Raw genomic sequence first — 20,000 nt, 5'->3', positions numbered from 1 at the left:
CGCGCTTTATTTACTGAAAACAGGTGATCCGATAAGCACTTCCTCTACAATGGAGGCGCACATCAGGGAAAGTAAAAAAGGTAAACATGGCAACACTAAAAGACATCGCAATCGAAGCTGGCGTATCCCTGGCGACAGTATCCAGGGTCTTAAATGACGATCCGACATTGAATGTGAAAGAAGAGACGAAACATCGCATTCTGGAGATCGCCGAAAAGCTGGAGTACAAGACCAGTAGTGCCCGTAAACTCCAGACAGGTGCAGTCAACCAACACCATATTCTGGCTATCTACAGCTACCAACAGGAGCTGGAGATCAACGATCCTTACTATCTGGCGATCCGCCACGGCATTGAAACTCAGTGCGAAAAGCTGGCGATCGAACTGACCAACTGTTATGAACACAGCGGATTACCAGACATTAAAAACGTCACCGGTATTTTAATTGTCGGCAAACCCACGCCCGCCCTGCGCGCCGCCGCCTGTGCGTTGACCGACAATATCTGTTTTATCGACTTTCACGAACCCGGCAGCGGTTACGATGCGGTGGATATCGATCTGGCACGCATCAGTAAAGAAATCATCGACTTCTATATCAACCAGGGCGTTAATCGTATTGGTTTTATTGGCGGTGAAGATGAGCCAGGCAAGGCGGATATTCGTGAGGTCGCCTTTGCGGAATATGGCCGACTGAAACAAGTGGTACGCGAAGAGGATATCTGGCGCGGCGGTTTTTCCAGTTCGTCGGGCTATGAACTGGCAAAACAGATGCTGGCGCAGGAAGACTATCCGAAGGCACTGTTTGTTGCTTCCGATTCCATTGCTATTGGCGTACTGCGGGCAATTCATGAACGTGGCCTGAACATCCCACAGGATATTTCGCTTATCAGCGTGAACGACATCCCCACCGCGCGATTTACCTTTCCGCCGCTCTCCACCGTGCGCATCCATTCCGAAATGATGGGAAGTCAGGGCGTTAATCTGGTGTATGAAAAAGCCCGCGATGGTCGTGCGCTGCCGCTGTTAGTCTTCGTTCCCAGCAAATTAAAACTGCGCGGTACAACCCGCTAATTCCCCTTACACACTGTCCGGCAATCGTTTTTGCCGGACGGTGCTGCCGTTTATTTTCGTGATCCAGTTAAAGTAAATGCATTTACTCGCTACTTTTTAGTAAAAATTTTACTAAACTCCCCAGCAATTACACAAACTACCATCACCATGAATGGTTCCGATATCTCTCTACCGGGAGGCCCTATGAATCGCTGGGAAAACATTCAGCTCACCCACGAAAACCGACTTGCGCCGCGTGCGTACTTTTTTTCATATGATTCTGTTGCGCAGGCGCGTACCTTTGCCCGCGAAACGAGCAGCCTGTTTCTGCCCTTAAGCGGTCAGTGGAATTTCCACTTTTTTGACCATCCGCTGCAAGTGCCAGAAGCCTTCACCTCTGAGTTAATGGCTGACTGGGGGCATATTACCGTCCCCGCCATGTGGCAAATGGAAGGTCACGGCAAACTGCAATATACCGACGAAGGTTTTCCGTTCCCTATCGATGTGCCGTTTGTCCCCAGCGATAACCCAACCGGTGCCTATCAACGTATTTTCACCCTCAGCGACGGCTGGCAGGGTAAACAGACGCTGATCAAATTTGACGGCGTCGAAACCTATTTTGAAGTCTACGTTAACGGTCAGTATGTGGGGTTCAGCAAGGGCAGTCGCCTGACCGCAGAGTTTGACATCAGCGCGATGGTTAAAACCGGCGACAACCTGTTGTGTGTGCGCGTGATGCAGTGGGCGGACTCCACCTACGTAGAGGACCAGGATATGTGGTGGTCGGCGGGGATCTTTCGCGATGTTTATCTGATCGGAAAACAACTCACGCATATTAACGATTTCACCGTGCGCACCGACTTTGACGAAGCCTATTGCGATGCCACGCTTTCCTGCGAAGTGGTGCTGGAAAATCTCGCCGCCTCCCCTGTCGTCACGACGCTGGAATATACCCTGTTTGATGGCGAACGCGTGGTGCACAGTAGCGCCATTGATCATTTGGCAATTGAAAAACTGACCAGCGCCAGCTTTGCTTTTACTGTCGAACAGCCGCAGCAATGGTCAGCAGAATCCCCTTATCTTTACCATTTGGTCATGACGCTGAAAGACGCCGACGGCAACGTTCTGGAAGTGGTGCCACAACGCGTTGGCTTCCGTGATATCAAAGTGCGCGACGGTCTGTTCTGGATCAATAACCGTTATGTGATGCTGCACGGCGTCAACCGTCACGACAACGATCATCGCAAAGGCCGCGCCGTTGGGATGGATCGCGTCGAGAAAGATCTCCAGTTGATGAAGCAGCACAACATCAACTCCGTGCGTACCGCTCACTACCCGAACGATCCGCGTTTTTACGAACTGTGTGATATCTACGGCCTGTTTGTGATGGCGGAAACCGACGTCGAATCGCACGGCTTTGCTAATGTCGGCGATATCAGCCGTATTACCGACGATCCGCAGTGGGAAAAAGTCTACGTCGAGCGCATTGTTCGCCATATTCACGCGCAGAAAAACCATCCGTCGATCATCATCTGGTCGCTGGGCAATGAATCCGGCTATGGCTGTAACATCCGCGCGATGTACCATGCAGCGAAGGCGCTGGATGACACGCGACTGGTGCATTACGAAGAAGATCGCGATGCTGAAGTGGTCGATATTATTTCCACCATGTACACCCGCGTGCCGCTGATGAATGAGTTTGGTGAATACCCGCATCCGAAGCCGCGCATCATCTGTGAATATGCTCATGCGATGGGGAACGGACCGGGCGGGCTGACGGAGTACCAGAACGTCTTCTATAAGCACGATTGCATTCAGGGACATTATGTCTGGGAATGGTGCGACCACGGGATCCAGGCGCAGGATGACAACGGCAATGTCTGGTATAAATTCGGCGGCGACTACGGCGACTATCCCAACAACTATAACTTCTGTCTTGATGGTTTGATCTATTCCGATCAGACGCCGGGACCGGGCCTGAAAGAGTACAAACAGGTTATCGCGCCGGTAAAAATCCACGCACTGGATCTGACTCGCGGCGAGCTGAAAGTCGAAAATAAACTGTGGTTTACCACGCTTGATGACTACACCCTGCACGCAGAGGTGCGCGCCGAAGGTGAAACGCTCGCGACGCAGCAGATTAAACTGCGCGACGTTGCGCCGAACAGCGAAGCCCCCTTGCAGATCACGCTGCCACAGCTGGACGCCCGCGAAGCGTTCCTCAACATTACGGTGACCAAAGATTCCCGCACCCGCTACAGCGAAGCCGGACACCCTATAGCCACTTATCAGTTCCCGCTGAAGGAAAACACCGCGCAGCCTGTACCTTTCGCACCAAATAACGCCCGTCCGCTGACGCTGGAAGACGATCGTTTGAGCTGCACCGTTCGCGGCTACAACTTTGCGATCACCTTCTCAAAAACGAGTGGTAAACCGACATCCTGGCAGGTAAATGGCGAATCGCTGCTGACCCGCGAGCCAAAGATCAACTTCTTCAAGCCGATGATCGACAACCACAAGCAGGAGTACGAAGGGCTGTGGCAGCCGAATCATTTGCAGATCATGCAGGAACATCTGCGCGACTTTGCCGTAGAACAGAGCGATGGTGAAGTGTTGATCATCAGCCGCACGGTTATTGCCCCACCGGTGTTTGACTTCGGGATGCGCTGCACCTACATCTGGCGCATCGCTGCCGATGGCCAGGTTAACGTGGCGCTTTCCGGCGAGCGTTACGGCGACTATCCGCACATCATTCCGTGTATCGGTTTCACCATGGGGATTAACGGCGAATACGACCAGGTGGCGTATTACGGTCGTGGACCGGGCGAAAACTACGCCGACAGCCAGCAAGCTAACATCATCGAAATCTGGCGCAGCACCGTCGATGCCATGTTCGAGAACTATCCCTTCCCGCAGAACAACGGCAACCGTCAGCATGTCCGCTGGACGGCACTCACTAACCGCCACGGCAACGGTCTGCTGGTGGTTCCGCAGCGCCCAATTAACTTCAGCGCCTGGCACTATACCCAGGAAAACATCCACGCTGCCCAGCACTGTAACGAGCTGCAGCGCAGTGATGATATCACCCTGAATCTCGACCACCAGCTGCTTGGCCTCGGCTCTAACTCCTGGGGCAGCGAGGTGCTGGACTCCTGGCGCGTCTGGTTCCGTGACTTCAGCTACGGCTTTACGTTGCTGCCGGTTTCTGGCGGAGAAGCTACCGCGCAAAGCCTGGCGTCGTATGAGTTCGGCGCAGGGTTCTTTTCCACGAATTTGCACAGCGAGAATAAGCAATGAGGATCATCGATAACTTAGAACAGTTCCGCCAGATTTACGCCTCTGGCAAGAAGTGGCAACGCTGCGTTGAAGCGATTGAAAATATCGACAACATTCAGCCTGGCGTCGCCCACTCCATCGGTGATTCATTGACCTACCGTGTGGAAAATGACTCCGCGACCGATGCGCTATTTACCGGGCATCGACGCTATTTTGAAGTGCATTACTACCTGCAAGGGCAGCAAAAAATTGAATATGCGCCGAAAGAGACATTACAGGTAGTGGAATATTATCGTGATGAAACTGACCGTGAATATTTAAAAGGCTGCGGAGAAACCGTTGAGGTCCACGAAGGGCAAATCGTTATTTGCGATATCCATGAAGCGTATCGGTTTATCTGCAATAACGCGGTCAAAAAAGTGGTTCTCAAAGTCACCATCGAAGATGGTTATTTCCATAACAAATAACAACTACGGCGGCAAAAGGAGTTTGCCGCCACCGCTACCCTACACATTTTCGGAGATGTGTTATGTCTGATACCAAACGTAATACAATCGGCAAATTCGGCTTACTCTCGCTGACTTTTGCCGCCGTTTACAGCTTTAACAACGTTATCAATAATAATATTGAGCTTGGACTGGCCTCGGCACCGATGTTTTTCCTCGCGACGATTTTTTATTTTATTCCCTTCTGTCTGATCATCGCAGAATTTGTTTCGTTAAATAAAAACTCAGAAGCTGGTGTATACGCGTGGGTAAAAAGTTCGCTGGGCGGGCGTTGGGCATTTATTACTGCCTATACCTACTGGTTCGTAAACCTGTTCTTTTTCACCTCACTGTTGCCGCGCGTTATTGCTTATGCTTCGTATGCCTTCCTCGGCTACGAATATATTATGACGCCGGTTGCCACCACCATTATCAGTATGGTGCTGTTCGCCTTCTCCACCTGGGTTTCCACCAACGGGGCGAAAATGCTGGGGCCAATTACCTCCGTCACTTCAACGCTGATGCTGCTGTTAACGCTCTCCTACATTTTACTGGCAGGTACGGCACTGGTTGGCGGCGTACAGCCTGCCGATCCGATCACCGTTGACGCGATGATCCCGAACTTCAACTGGGCGTTCCTCGGCGTTACCACCTGGATCTTTATGGCCGCAGGTGGCGCGGAGTCCGTCGCGGTGTACGTTAACGACGTCAAAGGCGGTTCGAAATCGTTCGTTAAAGTGATCATCCTCGCCGGGATTTTTATCGGTGTGCTGTATTCCGTCTCCTCGGTGCTGATTAACGTCTTCGTCAGCAGCAAAGAGTTGAAATTTACTGGCGGCTCGGTACAGGTATTCCACGGCATGGCGGCGTATTTTGGTCTGCCGGAAGCGTTGATGAATCGCTTTGTCGGTCTGGTATCCTTTACCGCTATGTTCGGTTCCCTGCTGATGTGGACCGCAACGCCGGTGAAAATTTTCTTCTCCGAAATCCCGGAAGGCATCTTTGGTAAGAAAACCGTCGAACTGAACGAAAATGGCGTTCCGGCGCGTGCAGCGTGGATCCAATTCCTGATCGTCATCCCGCTGATGATTATCCCGATGCTCGGTTCCAATACCGTGCAGGATCTGATGAATACCATTATTAATATGACCGCCGCAGCGTCCATGCTTCCGCCGTTATTCATCATGCTGGCTTACCTGAATTTACGCGCCAAATTAGATCACCTGCCACGTGATTTCCGTATGGGTTCCCGCCGCACCGGTATTATCGTTGTTTCAATGCTGATTGCGATATTTGCCGTAGGGTTTGTCGCTTCGACATTCCCGACTGGCGCGAATATTCTGACCATCATTTTTTATAACGTCGGCGGTATTGTTATCTTCCTTGGCTTTGCGTGGTGGAAATACAGTAAATATATAAAGGGATTAACGGCTGAAGAGCGCCATATTGAAGCGACGCCAGCCAGCAATGTTGATTAAGCAGACTAATAAAAAATGAGCAGGCATTTTCCCTCTTCCTGGATGGGGAGAGGGAAAATAGTTTCTGCCTTTATATCTTTATAATTACAACGATAAAAGGCTGTACTTTTTCTTTAGCTCATGGATTAACACAATGAAATTAATCACTGCACCATGCAGAGCATTACTTGCTCTGCCGTTTTGCTACGCCTTTTCTGCGGCCGCTGAAGAAGCACGTCCGGCAGAACATGACGACACAAAAACACCCGCCATTACCTCGACATCTTCTCCTTCATTTCGTTTTTACGGCGAATTAGGGGTTGGTGGATATATGGATTTAGAGGGTGAGAATAAACATAAATACAGCGACGGCACCTATATTGAAGGTGGCCTGGAGATGAAGTACGGCTCCTGGTTCGGCCTGATTTACGGCGAAGGCTGGACCGTGCAGGCCGACCACGACGGTAATGCCTGGGTGCCTGACCATAGCTGGGGCGGTTTCGAGGGCGGGATTAACCGTTTCTATGGCGGTTATCGTACCAATGATGGCACCGAAATCATGCTCAGTCTGCGTCAGGATTCCTCGCTGGATGACCTGCAATGGTGGGGCGATTTCACGCCCGATCTGGGCTACGTCATTCCCAATACCCGCGACATTATGACTGCGCTGAAGGTGCAGAACTTAAGCGGCAACTTTCGTTATAGCGTCACCGCCACACCTGCCGGACATCATGACGAAAGCAAAGCCTGGCTACATTTTGGCAAGTACGATCGCTACGACGACAAATACACCTACCCGGCAATGATGAACGGTTACATCCAGTATGACCTTGCCGAAGGCATCACCTGGATGAACGGTCTGGAAATCACCGACGGCACAGGGCAACTCTATCTGACGGGACTGCTTACCCCTAACTTTGCCGCTCGCGCCTGGCACCATACCGGACGCGCCGACGGGCTGGACGTACCGGGAAGTGAAAGCGGGATAATGGCGAGCGCCATGTATGAAGCGTTAAAAGGCGTTTATCTCTCCACCGCTTACACCTACGCCAAACATCGCCCTGACCACGCTGACGATGAAACCACCTCTTTCATGCAGTTTGGTATCTGGTACGAATACGGCGGCGGACGTTTCGCAACGGCTTTTGATAGCCGCTTCTACATGAAAAATGCCTCTCACGATCCCAGCGACCAACTCTTCCTGATGCAATATTTCTACTGGTAATAAGGACTGTAATCTCATGAAAATCAAAACTATTTTAACACCAGTAACCTGCGCTCTGCTGATAAGTTTTTCCGCCCATGCCGCTAACGCCGACAATTATAAAAACGTGATTAACCGTACTGGCGCGCCGCAGTACATGAAGGATTACGATTACGACGATCACCAGCGTTTTAATCCGTTTTTCGATCTCGGAGCCTGGCATGGTCATCTGTTGCCAGACGGCCCGAACACCATGGGCGGCTTTCCGGGCGTTGCGCTGCTGACGGAAGAGTACATCAACTTTATGGCCAGCAATTTCGACCGCCTGACCGTCTGGCAGGACGGTAAGAAAGTCGACTTCACGCTGGAGGCATACAGTATTCCCGGCGCGCTGGTGCAAAAACTGACAGCAAAAGATGTGCAGGTTGAAATGACTCTGCGCTTCGCCACGCCGCGCACATCACTACTGGAAACTAAAATCATCAGCAATAAACCGCTGGATCTGGTGTGGGACGGCGAGCTGCTGGAAAAACTGGAAGCGAAAGAAGGGAAACCGCTTTCCGATAAAACCATTGCTGGCGAGTACCCTGACTATCAGCGCAAAATCAGCGCCACCCGTGATGGCCTGAAAGTCACCTTTGGCAAAGTGCGCGCCACCTGGGATCTGCTGACCTCCGGTGAATCAGAATATCAGGTGCATAAATCCCTGCCAGTGCAGACTGAAATCAACGGCAATCGCTTTACCAGTAAGGCGCATATCAACGGTTCGACCACGCTCTATACCACCTACTCCCACCTGCTGACCGCTCAGGAAGTTAGCAAAGAGCAAATGCAGATCCGCGATATTCTGGCGCGTCCGGCGTTTTATCTCACCGCCTCGCAGCAACGCTGGGAAGAATACCTGAAGAAAGGGTTAACCAATCCGGATGCGACGCCGGAACAGACGCGCGTCGCAGTAAAAGCAATCGAAACGCTCAACGGTAACTGGCGCTCGCCTGGGGGGGCGGTGAAATATAACACCGTCACGCCGTCGGTGACCGGACGCTGGTTCTCCGGCAACCAGACCTGGCCGTGGGATACCTGGAAGCAGGCGTTTGCGATGGCGCATTTCAATCCGGACATCGCCAAAGAGAATATCCGCGCGGTCTTCTCCTGGCAGATCCAGCCCGGCGACCGCGTGCGTCCGCAGGATGTGGGCTTTGTCCCCGACCTGATAGCGTGGAACCTTAGCCCCGAGCGTGGCGGCGATGGCGGCAACTGGAACGAACGTAATACCAAACCCAGCCTTGCCGCCTGGTCGGTGATGGAAGTGTACAACGTCACCCAGGATAAAGCCTGGTTGGCAGAGATGTACCCGAAACTGGTGGCCTATCACGACTGGTGGTTACGTAACCGCGATCATAACAGCAACGGCGTGCCGGAATATGGCGCGACCCGCGACAAAGCCCACAACACTGAGAGCGGCGAGATGCTGTTTACGGTGAAAAAAGGTGACAAAGAAGAGACGCAGTCTGGGCTGAACAACTACGCCCGCGTGGTGGAGAAAGGCCAGTACGACAGTCTGGAAATTCCGGCACAGGTTGCTGCGTCGTGGGAATCAGGTCGTGATGACGCCGCCGTCTTTGGGTTTATCGACAAAGAACAGCTGGATAAATATGTCGCTAATGGCGGCAAACGTAGCGACTGGACGGTGAAATTCGCCGAAAACCGCAGTCAGGACGGAACGTTGCTGGGCTACTCGCTATTGCAGGAGTCGGTGGATCAAGCCAGCTATATGTACAGCGATAACCATTATCTGGCGGAGATGGCAACCATACTCGGTAAGCCGGAAGAGGCCAAACGCTATCGCCAGTTGGCACAGCAGCTCGCGGACTACATCAACACCTGTATGTTCGACCCGACTACACAGTTCTACTATGACGTGCGCATTGAAGATAAACCACTGGCGAACGGCTGCGCGGGCAAACCGATTGTCGAGCGCGGTAAAGGGCCAGAAGGCTGGTCACCGCTGTTTAACGGTGCGGCAACGCAGGCCAACGCAGACGCGGTGGTGAAGGTGATGCTCGATCCTAAAGAGTTCAACACCTTTGTTCCGCTGGGAACGGCGGCGTTAACCAATCCGGCTTTTGGCGCTGATATCTACTGGCGCGGGCGCGTATGGGTGGATCAGTTCTGGTTTGGTCTGAAAGGGATGGAACGTTACGGTTATCGCGATGATGCCCTGAAACTGGCGGATACGTTCTTCCGGCACGCCAAAGGGTTAACCGCCGACGGCCCGATTCAGGAAAATTACAACCCGCTGACCGGCGCACAGCAAGGAGCACCAAATTTCTCCTGGAGCGCCGCGCATTTGTATATGTTGTATAACGGTTTTTTCCGTAAGCAGTAATTTGCAACAGCTGGCGGATGCGGCGTGAACGCCTTATCCGCCCTGGCCCGCGGCATCGGGGGTATACGCACTCTTTTCTTTTAAACTGCGGTAAAAACCGGAATGCAACTGACCGAAATTAATAAAATAATACTGATTTGCCGTCTGACGTTTAATGGTCCGACGGTTATGCGCCCTGTTCACTGACTGGTGCTGGAGCTGTTGAGTTGAACAAACGGGTCAGCCGCTCTCCGGGGGCCTGTGAGCAAACACGGCACTATCTGGCCCCCCTGAGAGAAAGGAATTCATTACATGGTAACACCATGCCACATCAAAGCCAGTGCAGGTATGACATTGCCCCTGGCCCTGGAGAACCAGGAGAGCTGCAGAACACGTCTGGAAGAGATGATAAATTTAATCAACGCGGATACGGACGAGGTTAATGAACTGGTAGTTGCCATGACGAACGCGCTGTTTCTGTATCAGACGGTGGTGAGGACTGAGCTGCAACGCACTGAGCCATTCACTGAGCCGTTCAGGTTCAGTTTCTTTTTTTCCAGCCACACCATCACCTTTACGAAGGCGGAGAGTAATAGCAAATTAGTGCAGATTGAGGTCAGTAGGGGCGGGGTGACGGTCCGTGAATGTGTTGGCAGTGCCCGGTTTCGCACCATTGCCGCGGCAATGGTGTCATGCCGTATCAGTGAGGCCGCTGCAACTTCCCTGGCCCTGCAGCAGACCCTGCACAGTCGGGTAATTCTGAAGCTGATGATAAAATTAATCAACGCGGATACGGACCGCAGCATAGCTGTTCCTGACCGGGTTAACGAACTGGCAGTTGCCATGACGAACGCACTATATCGGTACCAGACGGTGAGGGGTGATAAGCAGATAATCCCTGAATCGTTCAGTTTCGGGTTTTCCGGCCATACCATCACCGTCACGCCGGGAAGGTATAGTCGCTCTGTGAACCTTAAGGTCTGTGGGGGCGGGGTGCCAGCTTGTGCAACAGCTGACCGTACTCTGTTTCACACCATTGCCGCAGCACTGGTATCAAGCAACCAGCAAGGAACACTTGATTTCAGATCCTCCCTCCCCTTCCTGGCGGAAGGAAACCTGAGCACGGAAAATGAGGCTACCCCGCCACTGCCCACCCGCCCCCGCGTCCAGGTAAGGCGGAAAGTGGCCAAAAGGGCCAGCCCCCACGTCAAAAACATCCGAAGTTTCAGGTCTTCACAGCCCTTACTGATAGATGGAAATCAGAGTGCGGAACATGAGCATGGCCCGCAATTGCCCTCCGTCCGGGCAAGACAGAAAGGGACTAAAAAGCCCCCATTATCGACGAAGTCATCCTGAAATGGTCGAAGATGCCCCCGGATGAGCGGGCTAAAGATAGCGTGATTTACTATCTCCGTAGCCTGCCGTTCTGTCAGGACGACCACCACGTTACCTATTAATTTTTCGAACACCGTACTTGCACAACGAGAGGTGTCCATATACAGATAAGACGCGACAAGCGTCGTATCCGGCATTTCCAAAGGGCGTATTCTTTTTGAATCCCATCACAAACCCCGCACTCCCCTTTTCCCTTTTCTCTGGCGATGGCTAAATTAGAACTCATCCGACCACATAACAATTATTTTACATACTGGACAATTTTATGAGCTACCCGTCGCTGTTCGCCCCGCTGGATTTAGGCTTCACCACGTTAAAAAACCGAGTACTGATGGGTTCAATGCACACGGGACTGGAGGAATACCCGGACGGCGCTGAACGGCTGGCAGCGTTTTATGCTGAACGCGCCCGTCACGGCGTGGCGTTGATTGTCAGCGGCGGTATTGCACCAGATTTAACAGGCGTTGGCATGGAAGGCGGCGCAATGCTCAATGACGCAAGCCAGATCCCGCACCATCGCACCATAACCGAAGCCGTACATCAGGAAGGCGGCAAAATCGCCCTGCAAATTTTGCATACCGGGCGCTACAGCTACCAACCGCATCTGGTCGCTCCTTCCGCATTGCAGGCTCCCATCAACCGTTTCGTGCCCCATGAGTTAAGCCATGAAGAGATCCTGCAACTGATCGACAATTTCGCCCGCTGCGCGCAACTGGCGCGGGAGGCCGGATACGATGGCGTAGAGGTGATGGGTTCCGAAGGGTATTTGATCAACGAATTTCTGACCCTGCGCACTAACCAGCGTAACGACCAGTGGGGCGGCGATTACCCTAACCGGATGCGCTTTGCAGTTGAAGTGGTGCGAGCAGTGCGCGAACGCGTCGGCAATGACTTCATTATTATCTACCGTCTGTCGATGCTCGACCTGGTAGAAGGCGGCGGTACTTTTGCCGAAACGGTAGGGCTGGCGCAGGCCATTGAAGCGGCGGGCGCGACCATTATCAACACCGGCATTGGCTGGCATGAAGCACGTATTCCGACCATTGCCACGCCCGTGCCGCGCGGTGCCTTTAGCTGGGTCACGCGCAAACTGAAAGGCCACGTCTCGCTGCCGCTGGTGACCACCAACCGGATTAACGATCCGCAGGTTGCCGACGACATTCTCTCGCGCGGTGATGCCGATATGGTATCGATGGCGCGACCGTTTCTTGCTGATGCGGAGCTGCTGTCAAAAGCGCAATCAGGGCGAGCCGATGAGATCAACACTTGTATTGGCTGCAATCAAGCCTGCCTCGATCAGATCTTCGTTGGCAAAGTCACCTCGTGCCTGGTGAATCCTCGCGCCTGCCACGAAACCAAAATGCCGATCCTTCCTGCCGTGCAGAAAAAAAATCTGGCGGTGGTCGGCGCAGGTCCGGCTGGGCTGGCGTTTGCCATTAACGCGGCGGCGCGTGGTCATCAGGTAACGTTGTTTGATGCACACAACGAGATCGGCGGGCAGTTTAATATCGCCAAACAGATCCCAGGCAAAGAGGAGTTTTACGAAACGCTGCGCTATTACCGCCGGATGATCGAAGTAACAGGCGTGACGCTGAAACTCAATCACACCGTGACGGCGGATCAGTTACAGTCGTTCGATGAAACGATCCTCGCTAGCGGGATCGTACCGCGCATTCCACCTATCGACGGAATCGATCATCCGAAGGTGTTGAGTTATCTCAACGTACTGCGCGACAAAGCGCCTGTGGGCAAAAAGGTAGCAATCATCGGTTGTGGCGGGATTGGTTTTGATACGGCGATGTTTTTAAGTCAGCCGGGTGAGTCCACCAGCCAGAACATTGCCGAGTTCTGTAATGAGTGGGGGATCGACAGCAGCCTGCAACAGGCTGGTGGCTTAAGCCCGCAGGGAATGCAGATCCCGCGTAGCCCACGGCAGATTGTGATGCTCCAGCGCAAAGCCAGCAAACCGGGACAGGGGTTAGGCAAAACCACCGGCTGGATCCATCGCACCACCCTGCTCTCGCGGGGTGTGAAAATGATCCCAGGCGTAAGTTATCAGAAGATTGACGATGACGGGCTGCATGTGGTGATCAACGGCGAAACGCAGGTATTAGCAGTGGACAATGTGGTGATCTGCGCAGGGCAAGAGCCAAACCGCGCGCTGGCGCAACCGCTGATTGATAGCGGGAAAACTGTGCATTTAATTGGCGGCTGCGATGTGGCTATGGAGCTGGACGCACGACGGGCAATTGCCCAGGGAACACGGCTGGCGCTGGAGATTTAAATCGTTATTTGAAGCGCCGGATGCGACGCTTGCCGCGTCTTATCCGACCTGGGGGTAATGTGCTGAACGTATGCCAGATAAGGCGTTTACGCCTTATCTGGCAGGTAGCTGCCAATCTTACCGACGACGCCCCAGCTTCACTGCTTTCAGCACCACAAATTTATTATTCGTGGCGATGGTGGTGCAGTTGCCGAAAATCTTCTTCAGTTTATGGAAGTAATCCAGGTGACGGTTGGCAACGATATACAGCTCGCCGTTGATTTTCAGACAGCGGCGGGCGTGGTGGAACATCTCCCAGGCGACGTTATCGGTCAGCGCATGTTGCTGATGAAACGGCGGGTTGCAGAGCACAGCATTAAAGCGGAAAGGCTCCACGCCGGAGAGCGCGTTGTTGATCATAAACTCGCAGCGATCCAACGCCTCTGGCATGTTGGTTTCAACGTTCAAACGGCTGGAAGCAACCGCCATCGGCGATTCATCGACAAACACCACTTTCGCCTGCGGGTTTTTATCAAGCAGCGTCAGACCAATAACGCCATTACCACAACCGAGATCGACAATCTCACCTTCGAGATTCTCTGGCAGATGCTGCATAAAGAAGCGCGCGCCAATATCCAGCCCGGTGCGGGAGAAGACATTCGCATGGTTGTGGATAGTCCAGTCAGTACCTTCCAGTTTCCAGCTAACGGTCTGCGGCGCATCGGCCAGCGGCGGCTCGTTGAAAGTACAGTTAATTAAGCGTGCCTTCTTCCATGCCAGCGTGGTGGTGGTCGGGCCGAGCACTTTTTCGAACAGTTCCAGCGTGGAAGTGTGGATGTCACGGGCTTTGGCACCGGCAATAATACGTGTATCCGGCGTGACCACTTTGCGCAGCGCACGCAGTTGTTGTTCCAGCAACGCCAGTGTTTTCGGTACTTTGATCAGTACCACGCCCGGCTGTTGCGGGTAGTCGGCGGTGCTGTCGAGAAACTTCACGCTCGACTCATCAATCCCGTTGAGGCGTAAATTCTCGCGCGTCGCCAGTTCGCTGATGTATGAGTCGCCAATGCTGTATGGCTTATGTTCCGCCAGCACACAACTTAACGCACCAAAGGCATCATTCAGGATCAACACCGGGCCGCGGATTTCTGTGTCGTCCAACTGTTGCAGCAAATATTCATCCGCCGCTTCCCACGCCTGTAGTGGGTTAACGTCATCCGTCGCCGGAAAACGTTGTAGTGTCAGTGAACGGAAACCGTTGTCTAAGTGGCTCATCGGCCCTCCTGAATGATAAAATTTCGACGTTGCCCCTGAAAAGGGTGCGTGAGTATACCCTTTTTCTCTTTTTCGTGGGCGGTTATGAGCAATCTTACTTATCTTCAGGGTTATCCCGACCAGCTACTTTCCCAGGTGCGAACGCTGATTAACGAACAGCGTCTGGGCGATGTGCTGGCAAAACGCTATCCGGGAACACACGACTACGCCACCGATAAAGCCCTCTGGCAATATACTCAGGATCTTAAAAATCAGTTTCTGCGCAATGCCCCGCCGATCAATAAGGTGATGTATGACAATAAGATCCACGTGCTGAAAAACGCGCTCGGGTTACATACCGCCGTTTCGCGTGTGCAGGGCGGCAAGCTGAAAGCAAAAGCAGAGATCCGCGTCGCTACCGTGTTTCGCAACGCGCCGGAACCGTTTTTGCGCATGATCGTGGTGCACGAGCTGGCGCACCTGAAGGAGAAAGAGCATAACAAAGCGTTTTACCAGTTGTGCTGTCATATGGAACCGCAGTACCACCAGCTTGAGTTCGACACCCGGCTGTGGCTAACGCAGTTGTCGCTTGGGCAGAACAAAATCTGAAAATGATGTCAGGCGTTATCTTTTCTTCCTATAGCGCCTAAAATCGACCTCCCCCCTTTCGTTAAGGATAACGACCATGCAGCCCCGCCTTCTTCTCCGTATTTGTTTTTCTCGCCGGACTCTTAAGATTGGCTGTTTATTGTTGCTTATAGCAGGAGCGACCCTTTTTATTGCCGATCGCGTTATGGTCAACACCAGCAAGCAGCTGACCTGGAGCGATGTCAACGCAGTTCCGGCGCGTAACGTGGGTTTATTGCTGGGAGCCAGGCCGGGTAATCGCTACTTTACCCGACGTATTGATACCGCAGCAGCGTTGTACCACGCCGGAAAAGTGAAATGGCTACTGGTAAGTGGCGATAACGGACGTAAAAATTACGATGAAGCCTCAGGTATGCAGCAGGCTTTGATCGCTAAAGGCGTACCGGCGAAAGTGATCTTCTGCGACTATGCCGGATTCTCAACGCTTGATTCGGTGGTGCGTGCCAAAAAGGTGTTTGGGGAAAACCATATCACCATTATTTCGCAAGAATTTCATAACCAACGCGCCATCTGGCTGGCAAAACAGTACGGCATCGACGCTATCGGCTTTAACGCGCCAGACCTCAATATGAAGCACGGTTTTTATACTCAGTTACGGGAGAAACTCGCCAGAGTCAGCGCGGTGATTGACGCCAAAATCCTCCATCGCCAGCCGAAATATCTCGGGCCATCGGTCATGATTGGGCCGTTTAGTGAGCATGGCTGTCCGGCGCAGAAATAATGCGTATCTGCGCACGTCGAAGATGAAAAAGGCGTGCTACATTGACGGCAGAATCCCTTTATGGAGTATCCACGCGTTATGATACGTTTCGCTGTGATTGGTACGAACTGGATCACTCGCCAGTTCGTCGAGGCCGCCCATGAGAGCGGTAAATACAAGTTAACCGCCGTATATTCCCGCAGCCTTGAACAGGCCCAGCACTTTGCCAATGATTTTTCTGTCGAGCATCTGTTTACCTCGCTGGAAGCGATGGCAGAAAGCGATGCCATTGACGCGGTGTATATTGCCAGCCCGAATGCCCTGCACTTTTCCCAGACACAACTTTTCCTTAGCCACAAAATTCATGTGATTTGCGAGAAGCCGCTGGCATCGAATCTGGCGGAAGTGGATGCCGCCATTGCCTGTGCGCGGGAAAATCAGGTGGTGCTGTTTGAGGCATTTAAAACCGCCAGCCTGCCGAACTTTCATCTGTTACGCCAGGCACTGCCGAAAGTCGGCAAACTGCGTAAAGTCTTTTTCAACTATTGCCAGTATTCCTCGCGGTATCAACGTTACCTGGATGGTGAGAATCCCAACACCTTTAATCCGGCATTCTCTAACGGTTCAATTATGGATATCGGCTTTTACTGCCTGGCGTCGGCGGTGGCATTATTCGGTGAACCGAAAAGCGTGCAGGCAACCGCCAGTTTGCTGGCAAGCGGTGTAGATGCCCACGGCGTGGTGGTGATGGATTACGGTGATTTCAGCGTTACGTTGCAGCACTCAAAAGTGAGTGATTCTGTCCTGGCAAGCGAGATTCAGGGCGAAGCGGGATCGCTGGTGATTGAAAAACTGTCTGAATGCCAGAAAGTTTGCTTTGTTCCGCGTGGCAGCCAGATGCAGGATCTCACCCAGCCGCAGCATATTAATACCATGCTCTACGAAGCAGAGCTGTTTGCTGAACTGGTGGATGAGCATCTGGTGGATCATCCAGGGCTGGCGGTCAGTCGCATCACCGCCAAACTGCTGACCGAGATCCGCCGCCAGACTGGGGTGATTTTTCCGGCAGATAGCGTAAAACTATAATTGCCAAAGTAAAACAGTGTAAAAGGTATGTAACAGACCATTGACTGGCTGAATGGTCTGTCATACTTTGTTACCTGCAAAGGGGAGTAACTTCATTGCCGGTCGATCGTCATTACGATGTGTGAAAAACCACATCCGGTCACCGGGCAACCCGAAAGGAATACGCAGACGTATTCCTTTTTTGTTGTAAGTGAGACCTTGCCGGAAGGCGAGGTCTATGCATAAAAAGCAGCGGCTGACGTCTTCCGACGTTGGCCGTTTTTTTATGTGTAAGGAACTTCTATGAATACTGTCGGCACGCCGTTGCTATGGGGCGGATTCGCTGTTGTTGTCGCCATTATGCTGGCTATCGACCTGTTGTTGCAGGGGCGTCGTGGGGCACATGCCATGACCATGAAACAGGCTGCGGCCTGGTCGCTGGTCTGGGTGACGCTGTCGTTACTGTTTAACGCCGCTTTCTGGTGGTATCTGGTGCAAACCGAAGGTCGCGCCGTTGCCGATCCACAGGCACTGGCCTTTCTCACGGGTTATCTGATTGAGAAATCGCTGGCGGTCGATAACGTCTTTGTCTGGCTGATGTTGTTCAGCTATTTCTCTGTTCCGGCGGCATTACAACGGCGCGTGCTGGTGTATGGCGTGCTCGGGGCGATTGTTCTGCGTACCATCATGATCTTCACTGGCAGCTGGCTGATTTCGCAGTTCGACTGGATCCTGTATATCTTCGGTGCCTTCCTGCTGTTTACCGGCGTGAAGATGGCGCTGGCCCATGAAGATGAATCAGGCATTGGCGACAAGCCGCTGGTGCGCTGGCTGCGCGGTCATTTGCGAATGACCGACACCATCGACAACGAGCATTTCTTTGTGCGTAAGAATGGCTTGCTGTATGCCACGCCGCTGATGCTGGTGCTGATTCTGGTGGAATTGAGCGACGTGATTTTCGCCGTGGATAGCATTCCGGCTATCTTCGCCGTGACCACTGACCCGTTCATTGTGCTGACCTCAAACCTGTTTGCGATCCTCGGCCTGCGTGCGATGTATTTCCTGCTGGCGGGCGTAGCAGAACGTTTCTCGATGCTCAAATATGGCCTGGCGGTGATTCTGGTGTTTATCGGTATCAAGATGCTGATTGTCGACTTCTACCATATTCCAATCGCCGTCTCGCTGGGCGTGGTTTTTGGCATTCTGGTGATGACGTTTATTATCAACGCCTGGGTGAATTATCGGCATGATAAGCAGCGGGCTGGATGATTTTTAATCTGCCTAAGCCGTGTACCCTGTCATCAACATGAGCACCGTTTTCTCCCTCTCCCTTCCGGGGAGAGGGGACTGACCGAGTACTTTTTTGACGTTGTCATCAGTCTGGAAGCCGCACGTTGGCTTTATTTTTATGTCAAATAAATGTAACCATTAAGTTGCAAAATATGACCTCTCTTTAAAATCCAGCATTTTTCGCTTCCCGAAGCTGTAACTTTCCTTATACTCGACCTTGCAAACACTTTGTTACATCCTGAAAGATGCGTCGACAGAACGCACCAGGGATGTGCGACAACACAATGAAAGGATCGAAAAATGACTACGCAACGTTCACCGGGGCTATTCCGGCGTCTGGCTCATGGCAGCCTGGTAAAACAAATCCTGGTCGGCCTTGTTCTGGGGATTCTTCTGGCATGGATATCAAAACCGGCGGCAGAAGCTGTTGGTCTGTTAGGCACTTTGTTCGTCGGCGCACTGAAAGCTGTAGCGCCAATTCTGGTGCTGATGCTGGTAATGGCATCTATTGCTAACCACCAGCACGGGCAGAAAACCAACATTCGCCCTATTCTGTTCCTCTATCTACTGGGCACCTTCTCTGCTGCTCTGGCCGCGGTAGTCTTCAGCTTTGCCTTCCCTTCTACCCTGCACTTGTCCAGTAGCGCGGGTGATATTTCGCCACCGTCAGGCATTGTAGAAGTGATGCGCGGGCTGGTAATGAGCATGGTTTCCAACCCCATCGACGCGCTGCTGAAAGGTAACTACATCGGGATTCTGGTGTGGGCAATTGGCCTCGGTTTCGCACTGCGTCACGGTAACGAGACCACCAAAAACCTGGTCAACGATATGTCGAATGCCGTCACCTTTATGGTGAAACTGGTCATTCGCTTCGCACCGATCGGTATTTTTGGTCTGGTTTCTTCTACCCTGGCAACCACCGGTTTCTCCACACTGTGGGGCTACGCGCAACTGCTGGTCGTGCTGGTTGGCTGTATGTTACTGGTGGCGCTGGTGGTTAACCCATTGCTGGTGTGGTGGAAAATTCGTCGTAACCCGTTCCCGCTGGTGCTGCTGTGCCTGCGCGAAAGCGGCGTGTACGCCTTCTTCACCCGCAGCTCTGCGGCGAACATTCCGGTGAATATGGCGCTGTGTGAAAAGCTGAATCTGGATCGCGATACCTATTCCGTTTCTATTCCGCTGGGTGCCACCATCAATATGGCGGGCGCAGCAATCACCATTACCGTGTTGACGCTGGCTGCGGTTAATACGCTGGGTATTCCGGTCGATCTGCCCACAGCGCTGCTGTTGAGCGTAGTGGCTTCTCTGTGTGCCTGTGGCGCATCCGGCGTGGCGGGGGGTTCTCTGCTGCTGATCCCACTGGCCTGTAATATGTTCGGTATTTCGAACGATATCGCCATGCAGGTGGTTGCCGTCGGCTTTATCATCGGCGTATTGCAGGACTCTTGCGAAACCGCGCTGAACTCTTCAACTGACGTGCTGTTCACTGCGGCAGCTTGCCAGGCAGAAGACGATCGTCTGGCAAATAGCGCCCTGCGTAATTAAT

Annotated in this window: 13 protein-coding genes and 1 pseudogene; 13 read left to right on the top strand and 1 reads right to left on the bottom strand. The window is 52.8% G+C overall.

Annotated features, from left to right (window positions below):
* The first annotated feature begins 86 nt into the window (after positions 1-86).
* From ebgR to fadH, 8 genes and pseudogenes are all read left to right on the top strand, one after another.
* A complete protein-coding gene (gene ebgR / locus ACK8NJ_RS03195) occupies positions 87-1,070 on the top strand; it encodes a transcriptional regulator EbgR (RefSeq protein ID WP_000212456.1) in 984 nt (327 codons plus the stop codon).
* Between the two features lie 183 nt (positions 1,071-1,253).
* Positions 1,254-4,346 carry a beta-galactosidase subunit alpha gene (gene ebgA, locus ACK8NJ_RS03190; protein ID WP_411962107.1) on the top strand — a complete coding sequence of 1,031 codons (3,093 nt, stop codon included), beginning with the start codon at positions 1,254-1,256 and terminating at the stop codon, positions 4,344-4,346.
* Positions 4,343-4,792, top strand: coding sequence for a beta-galactosidase subunit beta (locus ACK8NJ_RS03185; RefSeq protein ID WP_001219943.1), 450 nt, complete (start codon positions 4,343-4,345; stop codon positions 4,790-4,792). Before ebgA ends, ACK8NJ_RS03185 begins: the two co-directional genes overlap by 4 nt.
* A gap of 62 nt (positions 4,793-4,854) precedes the next feature.
* Positions 4,855-6,288 (top strand): amino acid permease, encoded by a 1,434-nt coding sequence (locus tag ACK8NJ_RS03180; protein WP_001285446.1) that lies wholly within the window; start codon positions 4,855-4,857, stop codon positions 6,286-6,288.
* A gap of 133 nt (positions 6,289-6,421) precedes the next feature.
* Positions 6,422-7,492, top strand: a complete 1,071-nt coding sequence (gene ygjJ, locus ACK8NJ_RS03175; RefSeq protein WP_411962103.1) for a protein YgjJ — start codon at positions 6,422-6,424, stop codon at positions 7,490-7,492.
* Between the two features lie 16 nt (positions 7,493-7,508).
* On the top strand, positions 7,509-9,860 hold the full coding sequence (gene ygjK, locus ACK8NJ_RS03170) for an alpha-glucosidase (protein WP_411962102.1): 2,352 nt from the start codon (positions 7,509-7,511) through the stop codon (positions 9,858-9,860).
* Between the two features lie 276 nt (positions 9,861-10,136).
* Positions 10,137-11,195, top strand: a pseudogene (locus ACK8NJ_RS03165) (hypothetical protein); the annotation flags it as partial.
* A gap of 304 nt (positions 11,196-11,499) precedes the next feature.
* Entirely contained in the window at positions 11,500-13,518 is a 2,019-nt protein-coding gene (gene fadH / locus ACK8NJ_RS03160; RefSeq protein WP_411962101.1) for an NADPH-dependent 2,4-dienoyl-CoA reductase, read from the top strand.
* Positions 13,519-13,635: 117 nt separating this feature from the next.
* Here the strand turns inward: fadH and rlmG are convergent, their stop codons facing one another.
* Positions 13,636-14,772 (bottom strand): 23S rRNA (guanine(1835)-N(2))-methyltransferase RlmG, encoded by a 1,137-nt coding sequence (gene rlmG / locus ACK8NJ_RS03155; RefSeq protein WP_000018703.1) that lies wholly within the window; start codon positions 14,770-14,772, stop codon positions 13,636-13,638.
* Positions 14,773-14,856: 84 nt separating this feature from the next.
* Here rlmG and ACK8NJ_RS03150 point away from each other — a divergent pair, with 84 nt between their 5' ends.
* The 5 genes from ACK8NJ_RS03150 to sstT all read left to right on the top strand — a co-directional run bounded on the left by ACK8NJ_RS03150 (position 14,857) and on the right by sstT (position 19,999).
* On the top strand, positions 14,857-15,360 hold the full coding sequence (locus ACK8NJ_RS03150) for a M48 family metallopeptidase (RefSeq protein ID WP_034173491.1): 504 nt from the start codon (positions 14,857-14,859) through the stop codon (positions 15,358-15,360).
* Between the two features lie 76 nt (positions 15,361-15,436).
* Positions 15,437-16,120: a SanA/YdcF family protein gene (locus tag ACK8NJ_RS03145; RefSeq protein ID WP_034173492.1), complete on the top strand. Its 684-nt coding sequence runs from the start codon at positions 15,437-15,439 to the stop codon at positions 16,118-16,120.
* A gap of 78 nt (positions 16,121-16,198) precedes the next feature.
* Entirely contained in the window at positions 16,199-17,185 is a 987-nt protein-coding gene (locus ACK8NJ_RS03140; RefSeq protein WP_001377074.1) for a Gfo/Idh/MocA family protein, read from the top strand.
* A 282-nt stretch (positions 17,186-17,467) separates the two neighbouring features.
* Positions 17,468-18,433 (top strand): TerC family membrane protein Alx, encoded by a 966-nt coding sequence (gene alx, locus ACK8NJ_RS03135; protein ID WP_089618790.1) that lies wholly within the window; start codon positions 17,468-17,470, stop codon positions 18,431-18,433.
* A 321-nt stretch (positions 18,434-18,754) separates the two neighbouring features.
* A complete protein-coding gene (sstT, locus tag ACK8NJ_RS03130) occupies positions 18,755-19,999 on the top strand; it encodes a serine/threonine transporter SstT (RefSeq protein ID WP_000211655.1) in 1,245 nt (414 codons plus the stop codon).
* Position 20,000: the final 1 nt, after the last annotated feature.

Origin of the sequence: Escherichia sp. F1, from assembly GCF_046764225.1 — a bacterium.
Classification (GTDB): Bacteria; Pseudomonadota; Gammaproteobacteria; order Enterobacterales; family Enterobacteriaceae; genus Escherichia; species Escherichia coli.
This window is presented reverse-complemented; position numbering and strand designations above follow the sequence as displayed.

Excerpts from the sequence above, each read along its gene's own strand:
- ACK8NJ_RS03145 (WP_034173492.1), top strand. The coding sequence starts at position 15,437 with ATGCAGCCCCGCCTTCTTCTCCGTATTTGTTTTTCTCGCCGGACTCTT.
- rlmG (WP_000018703.1), bottom strand. The coding sequence starts at position 14,772 with ATGAGCCACTTAGACAACGGTTTCCGTTCACTGACACTACAACGTTTT.
- sstT (WP_000211655.1), top strand. The coding sequence starts at position 18,755 with ATGACTACGCAACGTTCACCGGGGCTATTCCGGCGTCTGGCTCATGGC.
- alx (WP_089618790.1), top strand. The coding sequence starts at position 17,468 with ATGAATACTGTCGGCACGCCGTTGCTATGGGGCGGATTCGCTGTTGTT.
- ACK8NJ_RS03150 (WP_034173491.1), top strand. The coding sequence starts at position 14,857 with ATGAGCAATCTTACTTATCTTCAGGGTTATCCCGACCAGCTACTTTCC.
- ACK8NJ_RS03140 (WP_001377074.1), top strand. The coding sequence starts at position 16,199 with ATGATACGTTTCGCTGTGATTGGTACGAACTGGATCACTCGCCAGTTC.
- ygjJ (WP_411962103.1), top strand. The coding sequence starts at position 6,422 with ATGAAATTAATCACTGCACCATGCAGAGCATTACTTGCTCTGCCGTTT.
- ebgA (WP_411962107.1), top strand. The coding sequence starts at position 1,254 with ATGAATCGCTGGGAAAACATTCAGCTCACCCACGAAAACCGACTTGCG.
- ACK8NJ_RS03185 (WP_001219943.1), top strand. The coding sequence starts at position 4,343 with ATGAGGATCATCGATAACTTAGAACAGTTCCGCCAGATTTACGCCTCT.
- ebgR (WP_000212456.1), top strand. The coding sequence starts at position 87 with ATGGCAACACTAAAAGACATCGCAATCGAAGCTGGCGTATCCCTGGCG.
- ACK8NJ_RS03180 (WP_001285446.1), top strand. The coding sequence starts at position 4,855 with ATGTCTGATACCAAACGTAATACAATCGGCAAATTCGGCTTACTCTCG.
- fadH (WP_411962101.1), top strand. The coding sequence starts at position 11,500 with ATGAGCTACCCGTCGCTGTTCGCCCCGCTGGATTTAGGCTTCACCACG.
- ygjK (WP_411962102.1), top strand. The coding sequence starts at position 7,509 with ATGAAAATCAAAACTATTTTAACACCAGTAACCTGCGCTCTGCTGATA.